Consider the following 16051-nt stretch of genomic DNA (forward strand, 5'->3'; position numbering starts at 1 on the left):
ATCGCGGTGCCCACCGGGATCAAGTTCTTCAACTGGATCGGCACCATGTGGAAGGGCCAGCTGACCTTCGAGACACCGATGCTGTTTTCGGTCGGCTTCCTGGTCACCTTCCTGCTGGGCGGTCTGACCGGGGTGCTGCTGGCCAGCCCGCCGCTGGACTTTCACGTCACCGACAGCTATTTCGTGGTCGCGCACTTTCACTACACCCTGTTCGGCACCATCGTGTTCGCCACCTTCGCCGGGATCTATTTCTGGTTTCCGAAGATGACCGGCCGCCTGCTCGACGAGCGGCTGGGCAAACTGCACTTCTGGTTGACCCTGATCGGCTTTCACACCACGTTTTTGGTGCAGCACTGGCTCGGGGACATGGGCATGCCGCGCCGCTACGCCGACTACCTGCCCAGCGACGGGTTTCAGCCGCTCAACGTCGTCTCCACCACCGGCGCGTTCATCCTGGGGGTCTCGATGCTGCCGTTCGCCTGGAACGTGTTTCGCAGCTGGCGCTACGGTGAGCCGGTGACCGTCGACGACCCGTGGGGGTACGGCAACTCGCTGGAGTGGGCCACCAGCTGCCCGCCGCCGCGGCACAACTTCACCGAGCTGCCCCGGATCCGCTCGGAGCGTCCGGCGTTCGAGCTGCACTACCCGCACATGGTGCCGCGGATGCGCGCCGAAGCGCACCTGGGGCGCGGCGGCGCCGCCCGGGAGCTCGCCGAGCAATCGTCCGCGAGCTGACACGAAGCGGTCTGGACATGTTCGGCCGGCCGGGGGCTCCTGGATCGGGTGACATCCGCGGGTGAGCACGCCTCGCAGGGTGTCGGTGTTGATCACCGTCACCGGCAGCGACCGCCCGGGTGTGACATCAGCACTTTTCGAGGTGCTCTCCGGGCGCAAGGTCGAGCTGCTCAACGTCGAACAGGTAGTGATTCGGGGCCGGCTGACGCTAGGGGTGCTGGTGTCGACGATGCTGGAAGCCGACGAGGGTAACGCACTGCGGGAAGAAGTCGAAGCGGCCGTTCACCGGCTGGGTTTAGACGTCACCATCGAACGCAGTGACGACCTGCCGATCATCCGGGAACCCTCGACGCACACCATCGTGGTGCTTGGCCGGCCGGTCACCGCCGACGCGTTCGGGGCGGTGGCCCGGGAGGTGGCCACCCTGGGCGTCAACATCGATGTGATCCGCGGCCTGTCCGACTACCCGGTGACCGGCCTGGAGCTGCGAGTCTCGGTGCCCCTGGGGGTCGGCGGGCAGCTGCAGGCCGCCCTGACCCGGGTGGCGGCCGAGCAGGGCGTCGATATCGCCGTCGAGGACTACAGCCTGGAGCGACGCGCCAAACGGCTGATTGTCTTCGACGTGGACTCGACGCTGGTCCAGGGCGAAGTCATCGAGATGCTGGCCGCGCGGGCCGGCGCCCAAGAAGCGGTCGCCGCGATCACCGCAAAGGCGATGCACGGCGAGCTGGACTTCGCGGAGTCGCTGCGGCAGCGGGTGGCGACCCTGGCGGGCCTGCCCGCCGAGGTGCTCGACGAGGTCGCCGGGCAGTTACAGCTGACGCCGGGCGCCCGCACGACGCTACGGACGCTGCGACGGCTGGGCTTTCACTGCGGCGTGGTTTCCGGTGGCTTCCGGCAGATCGTCGAACCGCTGGCGCGCGAGCTGGGCCTGGACTTCGTCGCCGCCAACGAGCTCGAAATCGTCGATGGCAAACTGACCGGTCGGGTGGTGGGCCCGATCATTGATCGGGCGGGCAAGGCCAGGGCGCTTCGTGACTTCGCGCACCAGGCGGGGGTGCCCTTGGAGCAGACGGTCGCGGTCGGCGACGGCGCCAACGATATCGACATGCTGGCCGCCGCCGGCCTGGGCGTGGCGTTCAACGCCAAGCCCGCGCTGCGGGAGGTCGCCGACGCGTCGTTGAGCTACCCGTACCTGGACACGGTGCTGTTTTTGCTGGGGGTGACGCGCAGCGAGATCGAGGCCGCCGACGCGGCCGACGGCGTGTCGCGGCGCGTCGAGATCCCGCCCGAGTAAGCGCGAGCAGACGCAAAAGCCCCGGTTTAGCACCGAAATTGGGGGCTTTTGCGTCTGGTCGCGTGATGGGGCGACCCGCCAGGTGTTGGAGCGTGGCGGTACGGCACGATGGTCGAGTGCCCGAAACCGGAAGTGACGCAGTCGACCCCGATGTGCTGATCGACTTCAGAAACGTTTCGCTGCGCCGCGACGGACGGGTCTTGGTCGGACCGGTGGACTGGTCGGTGGAACTCGACGAGCGCTGGGTGATCGTCGGGCCCAACGGGGCCGGCAAGACGTCGCTGCTGCGCATCGCCGCGGCGATGGATCACCCGTCCTCGGGGGTGGCCTACGTGCTGGGTGAGCGGCTGGGCCGGGTCGACATGACCGAATTGCGGGCCCGCGTCGGGCTGAGCTCCGCGGTGCTGGCGCAACGGATACCCGGCCAGGAAGTGGTGCGCGACCTGGTTGTCTCGGCGGGCTACGCGGTGCTGGGCCGGTGGCGGGAGCGGTACGACGACGTCGACTACGCCCGCGCGATCGACCTGCTGGAAAGTCTGGGGGCCGAGCATCTGGCCGACCGTTGCTATGAGACCCTGTCGGAAGGCGAACGCAAGCGGGTGTTGATCGCGCGTGCGTTGATGACCGATCCGGAGCTGCTGCTGCTCGATGAGCCGGCCGCCGGCCTGGACCTGGGTGGGCGCGAGGAGCTGGTCATGCGCCTGACCGATCTGGCCGCCGACCCGGATGCGCCGGCGTTGGTGCTGGTCACCCACCATGTTGAAGAGATTCCGCCGGGTTTCACTCACGGCATGCTGCTCTCGGAGGGCCGGGTCGTGGCCGCGGGGTTGCTGCCTGATGTGCTCACCGCGGACAACCTGTCGGCGGCGTTCGGGCAGTCTATAGCGGTGGACGTTATCGACGGGCGCTACTTCGCGCGGCGCGCCCGCAGTCGCGCCGCTCACCGGAGACGCTCATGAGCACGCCGATCAAAGAGCCCCCGCTGACGCCGCGACCGGCCGCGACGGTGATGCTGGTTCGTGACACCGCCGAGGGCATCGCGGTCTTTCTGATGCGGCGGCATTCCGCCATGGAGTTCGCCGCCGGGGTGATGGCGTTTCCCGGGGGCGGCGTCGACGACCGTGACCGCAACACCGGGATCGTCTGGACGGGACCGCCGCCGGACTGGTGGGCGCAGCGATTCGGCATCGGAACCGACCTTGCCGAAGCCCTGGTCTGTGCCGCCGCCCGGGAGACGTTCGAGGAAACCGGGGTGTTGTTCGCCGCACCGGAGCGGGACCCGCGCGGGATCATCCGCGATGCCTCGGTGTTCCGCGACTCCCGGCTCGCCCTGGCCGAGCGTAGGTTGTCCTTTGCCGACTTCTTGCGCCGGGAAAACCTGGTGCTGCGCGCGGATCTGCTGCGGCCGTGGGCAAACTGGGTGACCCCTCAGGCCGAACGGACCCGCCGTTACGACACCTACTTTTTTGTTGCGGCATTGCCGGAAGGCCAGCGCGCCGACGGTGAGAACAGTGAGTCCGATCACGCCGGCTGGGCGACCCCGCAGGCCGCGATCGACGATTTCACGGCCGGCCGGAGCTTCTTGCTGCCGCCGACCTGGAGCCAGCTGGACACCCTCCGCGGCCGCACCGTGGCCGAGGTTTTGGCGACGGAACGTCAAATCGTCGCCGTGCAACCGGAATTGTCGGCCGCCGGTGACCGCCGGGAGGTCGAGTTTTCCGGCGCCGACCGCTACCGGCAGGCGCTTCGCCGGCGACGGTTATGAGGGAATTCGTCAGCGTCCATGTGGCGCCCGAGCACCCCGGGGTCGCCACCCTGGTGTTGTCGCGGTCGCCCATCAACGCGATGACCCGCCAGGTCTACCGGGAGATCGCGGCAGCGGCCGGCGAACTGGGCGGGCGTAACGACGTCACGGCGGTGATCCTGTTCGGGGGCCATGAAATTTTCTCCGCCGGCGACGACACCCCCGAATTGCGGACCTTAAGCGCGGCGGAAGCCCGAGTCACTGCCCGGGTCCGCTGCGATGCCGTCGAAGCCGTCGCGGCCATCCCGAAGCCGACGGTCGCCGCCATCACCGGCTACGCCCTGGGCGCCGGCCTGACCCTGGCGCTGGCCGCCGACCGGAGGGTCAGCGGCGACAATGTGAAGTTCGCGATGACCGAGATCTCGGCCGGCCTGATTCCCGGGGGCGGCGCGATGGCGCGGCTAACCCGCACGGTCGGGGCCGGCACGGCCAAGGATCTGGTGTTCAGCGGGCGTTTCTTCGACGCCCGGGAGGCGTTGACACTGGGCCTGATCGACGAAATGGTGGGCCCCGACGACGTGTACGAGGCCGCGCTGGCCTGGGCGCGGCGCTTCGTGGACGGCCCGCGGGAGGCGCTCGCTGCCGCCAAGGCCAGCATCGACACCGTCTTCGAGCTGTCTCCCGCCGAGTGGCTCGCCGCCGAGCAGCGCCGCTACGCCCAGGTGTTCGCCGCAGGATCCGATGCCCGGCTCCTGCCTGGGTCGCCGCCCGGCGGCAGCGCCGCGGATAGTGGTTAGGCTGAACTGTCATGACGTCGAGGACACCCGCGGATCGGATACCCGGGACCGACGCCGATCCCGCTCCGAGGCCGCATGCCACGGCCGAACAGGTGGCGGCTGCCCGCCGCGACACGAAACTCGCGCAGGTGCTCTACCACGACTGGGAAGCGGAAAATTACGACGAGAAATGGTCGATCTCCTACGACAAACGTTGTGTCGACTACGCCCGCGGGCGGTTCGACGTGATTCTCGGAGCTGACGCACTTCGCGAGCCGCCCTATGATCGGGCACTCGAATTAGGTTGCGGTACTGGATTTTTCCTACTCAACCTGATCCAGGCCGGAGTGGCGCGGCGCGGGTCGGTCACCGACTTGTCTCCCGGTATGGTCCAAGTGGCCATCCGCAACGGGCGGTCGCTGGGCCTGGATATCGATGGCCGGGTCGCCGATGCCGAGGGCATCCCCTACGACGACAACGCCTTCGACCTGGTGGTTGGACACGCTGTGCTGCACCACATTCCCGATGTCGAGCTGTCGCTGCGAGAGGCGATTCGGGTGCTACGGCCCGGCGGCCGGTTGGTATTCGCCGGCGAGCCGACTACGGTCGGCGACCGCTATGCCCGCGCCCTTTCAACACTGACATGGCGGGTCACCACCAACGCCACCAGGTTGCCCGGTTTGGCCGGATGGCGGCGGCCCCGGCACGAACTCGACGAATCTTCGCGCGCTGCCGCGCTGGAGGCCCTCGTGGATCTGCACACCTTCAGGCCCGCGGATCTGGAGCTGATGGCCGCCCGCGCCGGTGCGGTCCGGGTCGCGACCGTCACCGAGGAGTTCACTGCGGCGATGCTGGGCTGGCCGCTGCGCACGTTTGAAGCGGCGGTGCCACGCGGCCGCCTCGGTTGGGGGTGGGCACGGTTCGCCTACACCAGCTGGAAGGCCCTGAGCTGGGCGGACGCCAACGTGTGGCGCCACCTGGTGCCCAAGGACTGGTTCTATAACATCGTGCTCACCGGGGTAAAACCGCTCTGAGCGGCGGTCTGCACTTCAGCAGGGACGACGTCAGCTACCTGCGGTCTGAGCCGGGCGGCGAGGCGCTGCGCGCGGTCGCCGAATTTCCGCTGACGAACACCACCCGCCTCGCCGACACCGCCGCGATCCGGACGCGATACGGTCGGTGGGCACCCGTGCTGGTGGAGACGACGCTGCTGCGGCGGCGGGCCACCGCCAAACTGGCTGAGCTGGGCGATGTGTCGCATTGGCTGTTCACCGACGAGGCGCTGCAGCAGGCAAGCGCAGCGCCGGTGGCGCTGCACCGAGCCCGGCGACTGGCCGGCCTGACGGTGCACGACGCCACCTGCTCGATCGGCACCGAGCTGGCGGCGCTGAGGGGTGCGGCCGCCCGGGTGGTGGGCAGCGATATCGACCCGGTGCGGCTGGCGATGGCGCGCCACAACCTAGGTGCGGCCGTTGACCTGTGCCGCGCCGACGCGCTGCATCCGGTGACCCGCGACACGGCCGTCGTCGTGGATCCGGCCCGGCGCCAGGGGGGTCGGCGGCGTTACGGCCCGCGTGACTACCAACCCCCCCTGGACCGGCTTCTGGATGTCTATCGGGATCGGGATCTGGTTGTAAAGTGTGCTCCCGGAATCGATTTCGATCAGGTACGCAGCCTGGGTTTCGACGGCGAAATCGAGGTGACGTCGTATCGTGGCTCGGTCCGTGAGACGTGTCTGTGGTCGGTGGGGTTGAGCGAGCACGGGGTGCGCCGTCGGGCGAGCATTCTTGATCACGGGGAACAGATCACCGACGCCGAGCCCGACGACTGCCCGGTGCGGCCCGCGGGACGATGGATCATCGACCCCGATGGCGCGGTGGTGCGGGCCGGGCTGGTCCGCCACTACGGTGCGCGGCACGGGCTGTGGCAGCTCGACCCCGACATCGCCTACCTGTCCGGTGACCGGTTGCCGCCGGGAGTGCGCGGGTTCGAGGTCCTCGAGCGGTTCGCTTTCACCGAGCGGCGGCTGCGCCAGGCGTTGTCGGCGCTCGGCTGCGGGCCCCTGGAGATCCTGGTGCGGGGCCTGAAGGTCGATCCCGACGCTCTGCGGCGGCGGATGCGGCCGCACGGCAACCGGCCGCTGTCGGTGATCATCGCCCGCATCGGCACCGGCGCCGCCGGCACCGCGACGGCGTTCGTTTGCCGGCCGTCTTGTTAGGACCCCGGTAGGCTAACGGCGGTTCCTGCTGCGGGCGTTCGCGCCCCCGTCCCCAGTGAGGGGCAATTCGACGATGCGTAGGCTGATGGCAACTGCGGCTGCTGCGGTGTTGGTGGTTTGCCGGGGGGAGCCGGTGGTGGCGGCGCCCTCCGGCTGCGCCAGCCTGGGCGGCATTGTCGAAAGCACCACGTGCCGGGTCCATGCTTCGACCGCCACCTACATACTGAACATGTCGTTTCCCATCGACTACCCCGACGAGCAGGCGCTGAGCGATTATCTGACCCAGAACCGGGACGGCTTCGTCAACGTCGCGCAAACGTCGTCAGGGACGCGCGACCTGCCCTACCAGATGGACGTCACTTCCGAGCAGTACCGCTCCGGGCAGCCGCCGCGCGGAACGCGGAGTGTGGTGCTCAAGATCTTCGAGGATCTCGGCGGGCCGCGCCCGTCGACCTTCTACAAGGCGTTCAACTACGACCTGGACCCACCACATCCCGTCAGTTTCGACACGCTGTTCGCGCCCGGCAGCAAACCGCTGGAGGCCATTTACCCCATCGTTCAGCGGGAGCTGGGACGGGAGACCGGGCCGGGCGTCACGATACTCCCCGGTGCCGGCATGGATCCCTCCCATTACCAGAACTTCGCCATCACCGACGACGAGCTGATCTTTTTCTTCGCACCGGGTGAGCTGCTGCCGCCGGCTGCCGGCGCCACCCAAGTGCGGGTACCCCGCAGCGCCATCCCGCCGCTCACCGTGTAGGGCGCCGGGAAGAGCCGGACAACCGCCCTTCGCCGGGTCTGTCCCAGGGTTGCGAACTGTTGCGTGTTGAGTGTGCGTAAGTGTGTTTGGATTGGCGTTGTGAATCTGGCGGGGTGGGCCGAATCGGTTGGGGTGAACCGGCATACGGCTTATCGCTGGTTTTCGGGAGGGAACACTGCCGGCGCCCGCGGAGCGGGTGGGCCGGCTGATTCTGGTGCGCGCGACCCCGCCCGGCGAAAGCGCGCCGGGCGGCGTGGTGATCTATGCCCGGGTGTCCAGCCATGATCAGCGCGCCGATCTGGATCGCCAGGTGGCCCGGCTGACGGCGTGGGCGACCGAGCAGGATCTGACGGTACGGCAGGTCGTTGTCGAGGTCGGGTCGGGCCTGAACGGTAAACGCCCGAAGCTGCGCCGGATCTTATCTTGTCGGACCCGGATGCGAAGGTCATTGTTGTGGAGCATCCTGACCGGTTGGCCCGTTTCGGGGTGGAGCACCTGAAGGCGGTGTTGGCTGCGCAGGGCCGCCGGATCGTGGTGGCCGATCCCGGTGAGACGATCGATGATCTGGTGCGCGACATGATCGAAGTCCTCACGTCGATGCCGCAGCGGTATTAGCTCGACGAGCACCAGTGCGCTTCCATGATCGTCGGGATGCGCACCAGGGCGCAGGCCGCGAGGGTGGCCGCGGCCACCGGTGGAGCGCATCTGGCGGGTAAGCCCAACCCCGATGGCACGCCGAGGTTGTCGCGGTATGTCGATGTGGGCGCCGATTTCGGGGCGCAGCGCAGCGCGGTGGAGTCGGTGTCGGTGCTGTTCGACCTTTATGACGGCGACGCCGCGGGCTACGCCCAGACGGGTTCACCCGGCGCGCCGTTGCACACCGGGTGGGCGGTGACGGCAGCGAAGTTCGAGGTCGAATGGCCCACAGAGCCGGAGCGGGCGGGGTTGGTGCGCTCGCATTTCGGGGCGCGACGCAAAGCGTTCAACTGGGGCTTGGCGAAAGTGAAAGCCGACCTGGACGCCAAAGCTGTTGATCCCGGCCACGCGTCGATCGGTTGGGATCTGGGTTCGCTGCGGTGGGCGTGGAACCGCGCTAAGGGTGAGGTGGCGCCGTGGTGGGCCGCCAATTCCAAAGAGGCCTACTCCTCGGGGCTGGCTGATCTGGCGCGGGCCCTGGATAACTGGTCGGCCAGCCGCAACGGCACCCGGCGGGGTCGCCGTGTGGGGTTTCCGCGGTTCACATCCGCGCGCCGCGACGCTGGCCGGGTGCGGTTCACCACCGGAGCGATGCGGGTGGAGGCCGATCGGCGCACCATCACCGTGCCCGTGATCGGGCCGCTGCGCTCCAAGGAGAACACCCGCCGGGTGCAGCGGCATGTCGCCTCGGGGCGGGCCCGCATCCTGAACATGACGCTCTCGCAGCGTTGGGGCCGGTTGTTCGTCTCGATCGGCTACGCGCTGCGCACACCGGCCACCGCGCGCACGGTCGCCGCGCCGACCGCGCGCGCCGGGGTTGATCTCGGGGTGCGCACGTTGGCCACCGTCGCCGTCCTCGACACCGCCACCGGTGAAGAGTCGATCGTCGAATACCCGAATCCGGCCCCGCTGAAAGCCACCCTGGCGGCGCGGCGGCGGGCCGGGCGTGAACTTTCCCGCCGCACCCCCGGCTCCCGCGGCCACCGGGCAGCGAAAGCCAAGCTGTCCCGGCTGGATCGCCGGTGCGTGCACCTGCGGCGGGACGCCGCCCACCAGCTCACCACCGAGCTGGCGGGCAGCTATGGCCACATCGTGATCGAAGACCTCGACGTGGCCGCCATGAAACGCAGCATAGGGCGGCGTGCCTACCGGCGCGCCGTCTCCGACGCGGCGATGGGTCCGATACGGCCGATGCTGGCCTACAAGACCGCCCGCTCTGGCGTGGTGCTCACCGTGGCGGATCGCTGGTTCCCGTCCAGCCAGATCCATCACGGCTGCACCACACCGGACGGCTCGCCGTGTCGGCTGATCGGCAAAGGGCGCATCGACAAATCGCTGGTGTGTCCGCGCACCGGCGAAGTCGTCGACCGTGATCGCAACGCCGCGCTTAATCTCCGTGACTGGCCGGAATACGCCAGTTGTGGTCCAGTCGGGACCACGGCCCCATCGGTACCCGGGCCAACCACACCGGTTGGTACAGGCCATGGCGCGGACACCGGAACATCCGGTGCCGGCGGAGCATCCATAAGACCCCGCCCGCGCGGGGCCGGAAGCGGAGAGGCCAAAACCCAAACCCCGCACGGGGACGCCGCATGAGCGTGTGCAACTCAAACACACTCAACGGCAACGGTTTTTACTGGGGCGCGAAGCTATAGACCTGGCCGTCGCTGGTGGCGGTGACGACCCGGCGATCGTGGCCGACCGACACCCCGATCGGATATCCAGTGGCTTCCGGAAGCGGATAGCGGTTGAGGGTACGCCCGGTCGCCGGATCAAAAACCAGCAACGACAGCCCGGGCGCGTCCCCTCGGGGCGGGCCGCTGACCACGGTGTAACCGACCCCGTCCCCGGCGAGGCTCGAGGTGGACTGGGGGTTGAGGTCGTCCCGGCGCCAGAGTTGTTCGCAGTGATCACCGGCGTCCTTGAAGCTGACCAGGCCGGCGTTGGGCCCGCCGCCTGCGATGACCACTCCGCCCGGGGTTACCGCGGGCGGAGTTTGCGCCAAAAAACGCAACGGTACAGACCATTTCGGTTTCCCGTCCGCGGCGCCCAGCGCCCATAGCCGTTCGTCTCGGCCGTCGACGTAAACCGTCGAGCCGTCGGCGGAAAGTACCGGGCTGCCCAGCACACCGGCGGAGATCGCGTCGCTGGACCATTCACGGGTCAGCAACGGGGTCTGCCCCGGGTGGTACTTGAGCCCCACCAGCACGGAAGCCTTGGCTCCCGGCTCCCACAGGCTCAGCACCACCGTCGCGGTCGCCGCCGCAAACGCCGGCGCGGCAGGCACCGGGCAGCCCGGCATGGCCGGTCCGCAATCGGACAGCCCACGCGTGGAATCGGTCGGGTCGATGCCGTCCACCAGGTCCAGCGGGTTGCCGACCACGGTGCCGCGGTGTGCGTCGAAAATCAGCACCTGACCTAAATGCGTGACCACAAGCAACTGGCCTTTATCGAGAATCCTTGGGGTGGAGGGCATCCCGATCACCGGTGCCCGCCAGCGGGTCCACTGAGTCGGTGGAAAGGAGAGCATCGCCCCCGGCTCGCCGACGTACAGGTTGTCGAAGCCGTCGAACAACGGCCCGGCGAAACCGCCGCCTTGCACCAGCCGGACACACCAGCGCTGTCGGCCGTTGTCGTCGTTTTCCCACTCCATCAGCGAGCAGCCCCCCGCTGTCTGCGCGTTGAGCGCCAGCCAGCCGCGCGAGCCCAACGCCGGCCCGGCCGCCAAGGTCCCTTTGACCGAGCGAGTCCACTGCAACCGCAACGTGGTCGCTCCGGACAGCGGTGTGTAGCTGCTGTTGGATGCGTCGCCATACGGCGCCGGCCAGCCCTGCGCGGGCACCGCCTTGACCCACGAGTCGGTGTTGCCGCAACCGCCCGCCGGGATCAGCACAACGACCGCTGCCGCCGACACCCCGCGCCGCAGCGCACGAGGCGGATGTCGCCAGAACACGGTGCCCTCCCTATCCTTTCCGGAACGCATCGGTGACGTTGCCGCAGCCGGGCGAATCCCAGTGAGGGTAACGTGCGCGTGCCGCATCGTCGTCACGGCGGGTTGTCGGGCGTGACTCCTCCTCGGGACGCTGCGCGTCCCGCATCGTCGTCACGCTAGGCTTCGGGCGTGACGACCATGTGGGGTGCGCCGCTGCGTCGCCGCTGGCGAGGCTCGAAGTTACGTGACCCGCGCCAGGCCAAGTTCCTTACCCTGGCGTCGCTGAAGTGGGTGCTGGCCCACCGTGCCTACACTCCGTGGTACCTGGTTCGTTACTGGCGGCTCTTGAAGTTCAAACTGGCCAATCCGCACGTCATCACCCGGGGCATGGTGTTTCTCGGCAAAGACGTGGAGATCCACTGCACCCCGGAGCTGGCCCAGTTGGAGATCGGCCGCTGGGTGCATATCGGCGACAAGAACACCATCCGTGCCCACGAGGGTTCGCTGCGGTTGGGTGACAAGGTGGTGCTGGGCCGCGACAACGTCATCAACACCTACCTCGACATCGAGATCGGCGATTCGGTGTTGATGGCCGACTGGTGCTACATCTGCGATTTCGACCACCGCATGGACGACATCACGATGCCCATCAAAGACCAGGGCATCGTGAAAAGCCCGGTCCGAATCGGGCCGGACACCTGGATCGCGGCGAAGGTGACGGTGCTGCGCGGCACCATCATCGGCCGGGGCTGCGTCTTGGGGGCCCACGCCGTGGTCCGGGGCAACATTCCCGATTACTCGATTGCGGTCGGCGCACCGGCGAAGGTGGTCAAAAACCGGCAATTGGCGTGGGAGACATCGGCCGCGCAGCGTGCCGAGCTCGCCGCGGCGCTCGCCGACATCGAACGCAAGAAGGCGGCCCGCTGACATGGCTTGGCGCGCGACCGGTGTCTTTGCCGGAGCCGTCAACGGCCCGGAGGGCCGGTGACCGGTTATCGGTCCGGCAGCGCGTGCTCGACGATGGGCAACCGCGGCAGTGGCTGGCGTTCGCGCCGTTTGGCCGCCAGGTACACCTGGGCGGTTTCCCCCGCCACGGTGTGCCAGTCGAACTCGGAGCTCAGACGCCGGCGGGCGGCGTGGGCGCGGCGTTGCGCGGCATCGGGGTCGTCGAGCACCGCGCGCACGGCGGCCGCCAGTCGCGCCACGTCCCGGGGAGGACAGGATACCCCGGTCTGCCCATCGATCACCGCCTCGCCCAGGCCGCCGATGTTTGAGGTCACCAGCGGGGTGCCGGCCGCGGCGGCTTCCAACGCGACCAGGCCGAACGGCTCATAGTGGCTGGGTAACACCGCAGCGTCGGCGCGGTGCAATAACCGCAACAGGTCGGCGTGGTCCACCCGCCCGAGGAATGTCGTCGCCCTGAGCACCCGGTGTTTGCGGGCCTGTTGGATCAGCCAGTCTTGCTGGGTGCCCTCGCCGGCGATGGTCAATCGGGTGCCGGGATGGGTTCGTCGGATTCGGGGCAGCGCGGCGATGACGTCATGCACGCCCTTCTCGTACTCCAGCCGCCCGACGAAGAGCAGTTCGGGTGGCTGAGTCCGGGGCCGGCGGGGGGCGAACGGCCAACGGGCGGTGTCGATCCCGTTGCGGATAACGGTTATCTCGGCCAGACCCGGACCGAACAGCTCGGTAATCTCGTCACGCATTGACGCCGAACAGGTGATCAGCGAATCGGATTCACGTACCAACCAGGATTCGATCGCGTGCACCTGACGGCTGAGAGCACCCGAAATCCAGCCTGAATGACGGCCGGCCTCGGTCGCATGAATCGTGGAAACAAGTGGCACATCATGGAATTCAGCAAGAGCGATAGCGGGATGGGCCACCAGCCAGTCATGCGCATGGACCACGTCAGGACGCCAAAGATCAGTGGCATCAGCGGTTTTCAGTGATAAGCCAGCACGGATCATGGCATGACCCATCGCCAAGGTCCACGCCATCATGTCGTGGGTGAAAGTGAACTCGTGCGGATCCTGCGCGGCCGCAACAACTCTTACACCCTCGCGTACCTCGTCTAAAGACGGATGAGTGCTCGGATCGGTGTCCGCTGGCCGGCGCGAGAGCACCACGACGTCATGACCTGCCGCTGCCAGCGCGGTTGATAGCTGATGGACGTGGCGCCCCAGCCCGCCGATCACCACCGGCGGGTACTCCCATGACACCATCATGATTTTCATCGGCGCCTCCGGGCCGTGCGCTCTTCCCGGCAAACCCTCATCGGGGCAGCCTGCGGGCGTCCAGGGCGCCGAACAGCCCGTCGGCGCGGTTCCACCCGTCAGCCAGTCGTTGCGCCGTCTGACGGTGCCCCGACGCCAGCGCCTCGGCGATCTCCCGGGTGGCATGGGCGTGCAGCCGCGCACGGTAACGGGCGTAATCGGCGGCGGAATCCTTGCTCACCATGAACGGCCAGTCACTGGACACCGTGAGCAGCGTCTCCCGCAGAATCTGATCGGCGATCCGATCGCGAGGTGTCGGGCCGGCCACCGAGGCCGAGTGCGCCAGCGCCTTGTCGACGGTGGTCAGCGCGGTGTCGACCACTTCGCCGTTAAGCTGCACCAGATCGGCAACCTTCTCCCCGGTCCACACCCGCCAGTCCTTGCCGGACCCCCAGGAACTCGGCGGTAATTCGACTGGGGCGCCGACGAATCCGCCGGCGATCGCATCGGTCAGCGTACCGACTCGCACACCCGCGTCGGGCAGCGCCCGCAGCACCTGCTCCAGCCACATCGGGCCTTCATACCACCAATGGCCGAACAGTTCGGTGTCGAAAGCGGCGACCACGTGCGCCGGACGCCCGATACGTTGCGACTCGGTCAACAGCCGGTGGCGGACCACGTCGACGAAATCCGCAACGTGCACGCCGACGACCCGCGCGGCACGCTCGGGATCGTAGGGTGCCTTGTCATGCGGTGCGACGTTGCGGCCGGTGACACGGGCCGGCTTGAGACCCGTGCGGTGATCATAGGTATGGAAATCGCGGTAGGCGGCATGCCCCGGATAACCGGATTTCGGCGACCACACCCGGTAGCTCACCTGCAGGTCGCGCCCGAACGCGATCACCCCGGTGTCGCCGACCGGCCGGCCCAGGGCGGTATCACCGTGCAGCGCGGGGCCGTCGACGATGAAATGGGTAACCCCGGCGGCCGCGTAGTCGTGTTCCATCCCCGGGGCGTAAGCGCATTCGGGCGCCCAAATCCCGGCCGGAGCGCGACCCAGCCGCAGCTGGGCGTCGGCCAGCCCTTCGCGCAGCGCGAACTCCCGCAGCCGCGGCGCCAGCAGTGGCTGAAACGGGTGTGCCAGTGGCCCGCCGAGCAGTTCCACCGCGCCGGCGTCGACAAGGCCGCGCAGCAGCGGGCTGGCACCGTGGCGCCACCGAGCGGCGAAGTCATCGATCTCCTGATCCGCCGCTGCGCATTCACGAATCCCGTAGCACCGCAGGGCTTCCGGTGAGCAAGCCGTCAGCGGATCCGACGGGCGGCCAGGCCGCAGGCTGGCGGCCTCGGCGGCCCGCAGCCGCCAGTTGCCCAGCCAGTGATACATGCCGTCGAGGCAGTACGGGTCGTCGAGTTGGGCCGCCACCACCGGTGTCACGCCGAGCGTGATCACCCCGCGCCTGCCCTCGCCGGCAAGGGTACGCAGCACCCGCAGCAGCGGAAGGTAGGACGCCGACCAGGATTGGTAGAGCCATTCCTCGCCGACGGGCCAGCGCCCATGGTGGGCCAGCCAGGGCAGGTGGGTGTGCAGCACCAGGGTGAACAACCCGGGCACCCGGTCCCCGGCGCTCACGGGCGTACCACGATCGCGAGCAGATCCAGGCTGGTGTTGAGGTCCGGGCCGTCGGACGGGTCGGTCGCGGCGACGACGTCGAAGTCGGCGGTCGTGACCGCGGCGACGTCGGCCAGCAGCTGGGCCGGCCAGGGTGCGCCGGCCAGCGCGCGCGCAATCTGCGCGTCGACGATCGAGCCGCCGTGGCGGGCGTCCATCTCCCGCAGCCGCGGCCCGTGGAACACCCCGCTCATCGACACCGGCGAAAAGCCTGCACCGGCGAGCAGTTCGGTGAGCTCGTCGGCGTTGAGCTCGCGCGTGTGAAACGGGTTGATCGGGGTGTCACGGCCCGGGGAGAAGGTGAGCCGGTTGGGGGTGGACACCATCAGCAACCCCGATGACCGCAGTACCCGGAAGCACTCGCGGACGAACCGGTCCTGGTCCCACAGGTGTTCGATCACTTGCAGGCTGACCACAACATCCACCGAACCGTCGGGCAGCGGCATCTCGGCGAGGTTGGCGTGGATGACGTCCACCCGCGGATAGCGGGCGCGCACATGGGCGACCGTGGCTTCGTCGTAGTCCAGCGCGATCACCCGGCGAGCGACGCCGGCGATCAGGTCCGCGCCATAACCTTCGCCGCAGCCGGCGTCGAGCACCTCGCGGCCCGCGCAGATCGGCGCGAGCCGCTGATACACCACCCGGTGACGGTGAAACCAGTAGTTCTCGACGTCCAAACCGGGGACGGTGCGCTCCCCGGTGAGCGCCACGGCCGCGCTCGGCGCGGCCGGCATGTCGGTGTTGCCGGAAACCTCGGGAACAAATGCGCTCATTGCTATGGCAGGCTATCCGAAGCGACGGGTTCGCGAACGGCCCGCCACAGCTGCCCGTGCCAGGGGGCAGACCATGGGCAGACACCGGCGGCCGAGCTCGGCCGACCCGCTATGGTGTGAAGGCGAACCGCACAAAGTTACCCGACAGTAACCGGGAATGTGCGGTTGCGACGGAAGAACGTGACCGACGTCTTGCAGCCGGGGCTGCGGGACTTCGTCGAGGAGGACGAACCGA

The 16051-nt window shown here is 68.4% G+C and carries 14 protein-coding genes and 1 pseudogene; 11 read left to right on the forward strand and 4 right to left on the reverse strand.

Going from position 1 to position 16051, the window contains the following annotated elements:
- The 10 genes and pseudogenes from QJR12_RS07975 to tnpB all read left to right on the forward strand — a co-directional run.
- On the forward strand, positions 1-735 hold a 735-nt coding region (locus QJR12_RS07975; protein WP_300580522.1), incomplete at its 5' end, for a cbb3-type cytochrome c oxidase subunit I.
- Positions 736-796: 61 nt separating this feature from the next.
- The gene (gene serB, locus QJR12_RS07980) at positions 797-2032 is read left to right on the forward strand and encodes a phosphoserine phosphatase SerB (RefSeq protein WP_300580524.1); all 1236 of its coding nucleotides are present in this window, start codon (positions 797-799) and stop codon (positions 2030-2032) included.
- 65 nt (positions 2033-2097) lie between these two features.
- Positions 2098-2991, forward strand: a complete 894-nt coding sequence (locus QJR12_RS07985) for an ABC transporter ATP-binding protein (protein ID WP_300580527.1) — start codon at positions 2098-2100, stop codon at positions 2989-2991.
- Positions 2988-3797, forward strand: a complete 810-nt coding sequence (locus QJR12_RS07990; RefSeq protein WP_300580529.1) for an NUDIX domain-containing protein — start codon at positions 2988-2990, stop codon at positions 3795-3797. Before QJR12_RS07985 ends, QJR12_RS07990 begins: the two co-directional genes overlap by 4 nt.
- Positions 3794-4573 carry an enoyl-CoA hydratase gene (locus tag QJR12_RS07995; protein WP_300580532.1) on the forward strand — a complete coding sequence of 260 codons (780 nt, stop codon included), beginning with the start codon at positions 3794-3796 and terminating at the stop codon, positions 4571-4573. The genes QJR12_RS07990 and QJR12_RS07995 overlap by 4 nt, the downstream gene beginning before the upstream one ends.
- Before the next feature lie 11 nt (positions 4574-4584).
- A complete protein-coding gene (locus QJR12_RS08000; RefSeq protein WP_300580535.1) occupies positions 4585-5586 on the forward strand; it encodes a class I SAM-dependent methyltransferase in 1002 nt (333 codons plus the stop codon).
- A gap of 8 nt (positions 5587-5594) precedes the next feature.
- Positions 5595-6770 carry a class I SAM-dependent methyltransferase gene (locus QJR12_RS08005; RefSeq protein ID WP_300581209.1) on the forward strand — a complete coding sequence of 392 codons (1176 nt, stop codon included), beginning with the start codon at positions 5595-5597 and terminating at the stop codon, positions 6768-6770.
- Positions 6771-6843: 73 nt separating this feature from the next.
- Positions 6844-7530, forward strand: a complete 687-nt coding sequence (locus tag QJR12_RS08010) for an esterase (RefSeq protein ID WP_300580537.1) — start codon at positions 6844-6846, stop codon at positions 7528-7530.
- 99 nt (positions 7531-7629) lie between these two features.
- Positions 7630-8124: pseudogene (locus QJR12_RS08015) on the forward strand (IS607 family transposase); the annotation flags it as partial.
- A 45-nt stretch (positions 8125-8169) separates the two neighbouring features.
- Positions 8170-9822: an IS607 family element RNA-guided endonuclease TnpB gene (gene tnpB, locus QJR12_RS08020; RefSeq protein WP_300580115.1), complete on the forward strand. Its 1653-nt coding sequence runs from the start codon at positions 8170-8172 to the stop codon at positions 9820-9822.
- Between the two features lie 37 nt (positions 9823-9859).
- Here the strand turns inward: tnpB and QJR12_RS08025 are convergent, their stop codons facing one another.
- The gene (locus QJR12_RS08025) at positions 9860-11140 is read right to left on the reverse strand and encodes a PQQ-binding-like beta-propeller repeat protein (protein WP_300581211.1); all 1281 of its coding nucleotides are present in this window, start codon (positions 11138-11140) and stop codon (positions 9860-9862) included.
- Positions 11141-11347: 207 nt separating this feature from the next.
- Here QJR12_RS08025 and QJR12_RS08030 point away from each other — a divergent pair, with 207 nt between their 5' ends.
- Positions 11348-12085, forward strand: a complete 738-nt coding sequence (locus QJR12_RS08030) for an acetyltransferase (RefSeq protein ID WP_300580540.1) — start codon at positions 11348-11350, stop codon at positions 12083-12085.
- A gap of 65 nt (positions 12086-12150) precedes the next feature.
- Here the strand turns inward: QJR12_RS08030 and QJR12_RS08035 are convergent, their stop codons facing one another.
- The 3 genes from QJR12_RS08035 to QJR12_RS08045 are packed head-to-tail and all read right to left on the reverse strand — an operon-like array spanning position 12151 to position 15816.
- Complete coding sequence (locus QJR12_RS08035) at positions 12151-13395, reverse strand: glycosyltransferase family 4 protein (protein ID WP_300580542.1); 1245 nt, start codon at positions 13393-13395, stop codon at positions 12151-12153.
- 37 nt (positions 13396-13432) lie between these two features.
- Positions 13433-15004 carry a glycoside hydrolase family 57 protein gene (locus QJR12_RS08040; protein ID WP_300580545.1) on the reverse strand — a complete coding sequence of 524 codons (1572 nt, stop codon included), beginning with the start codon at positions 15002-15004 and terminating at the stop codon, positions 13433-13435.
- On the reverse strand, positions 15001-15816 hold the full coding sequence (locus QJR12_RS08045) for a class I SAM-dependent methyltransferase (protein WP_300580547.1): 816 nt from the start codon (positions 15814-15816) through the stop codon (positions 15001-15003). Before QJR12_RS08045 ends, QJR12_RS08040 begins: the two co-directional genes overlap by 4 nt.
- Positions 15817-16051 lie beyond the last annotated feature (235 nt).

The sequence above is a fragment of the Mycobacterium sp. genome (assembly GCF_029961025.1).
Taxonomy (GTDB): domain Bacteria; phylum Actinomycetota; class Actinomycetes; order Mycobacteriales; family Mycobacteriaceae; genus Mycobacterium.

What these genes read in the sequence shown, in the direction of transcription:
- QJR12_RS07990 (WP_300580529.1), top strand. Translation starts at nt 2,988, where the DNA reads ATGAGCACGCCGATCAAAGAGCCCCCGCTGACGCCGCGACCGGCCGCG.
- QJR12_RS07995 (WP_300580532.1), top strand. Translation starts at nt 3,794, where the DNA reads ATGAGGGAATTCGTCAGCGTCCATGTGGCGCCCGAGCACCCCGGGGTC.
- QJR12_RS08045 (WP_300580547.1), bottom strand. Translation starts at nt 15,816, where the DNA reads ATGAGCGCATTTGTTCCCGAGGTTTCCGGCAACACCGACATGCCGGCC.
- QJR12_RS08035 (WP_300580542.1), bottom strand. Translation starts at nt 13,395, where the DNA reads ATGAAAATCATGATGGTGTCATGGGAGTACCCGCCGGTGGTGATCGGC.
- QJR12_RS08010 (WP_300580537.1), top strand. Translation starts at nt 6,844, where the DNA reads ATGCGTAGGCTGATGGCAACTGCGGCTGCTGCGGTGTTGGTGGTTTGC.
- QJR12_RS08000 (WP_300580535.1), top strand. Translation starts at nt 4,585, where the DNA reads ATGACGTCGAGGACACCCGCGGATCGGATACCCGGGACCGACGCCGAT.
- tnpB (WP_300580115.1), top strand. Translation starts at nt 8,170, where the DNA reads ATGATCGTCGGGATGCGCACCAGGGCGCAGGCCGCGAGGGTGGCCGCG.
- QJR12_RS07985 (WP_300580527.1), top strand. Translation starts at nt 2,098, where the DNA reads ATGGGGCGACCCGCCAGGTGTTGGAGCGTGGCGGTACGGCACGATGGT.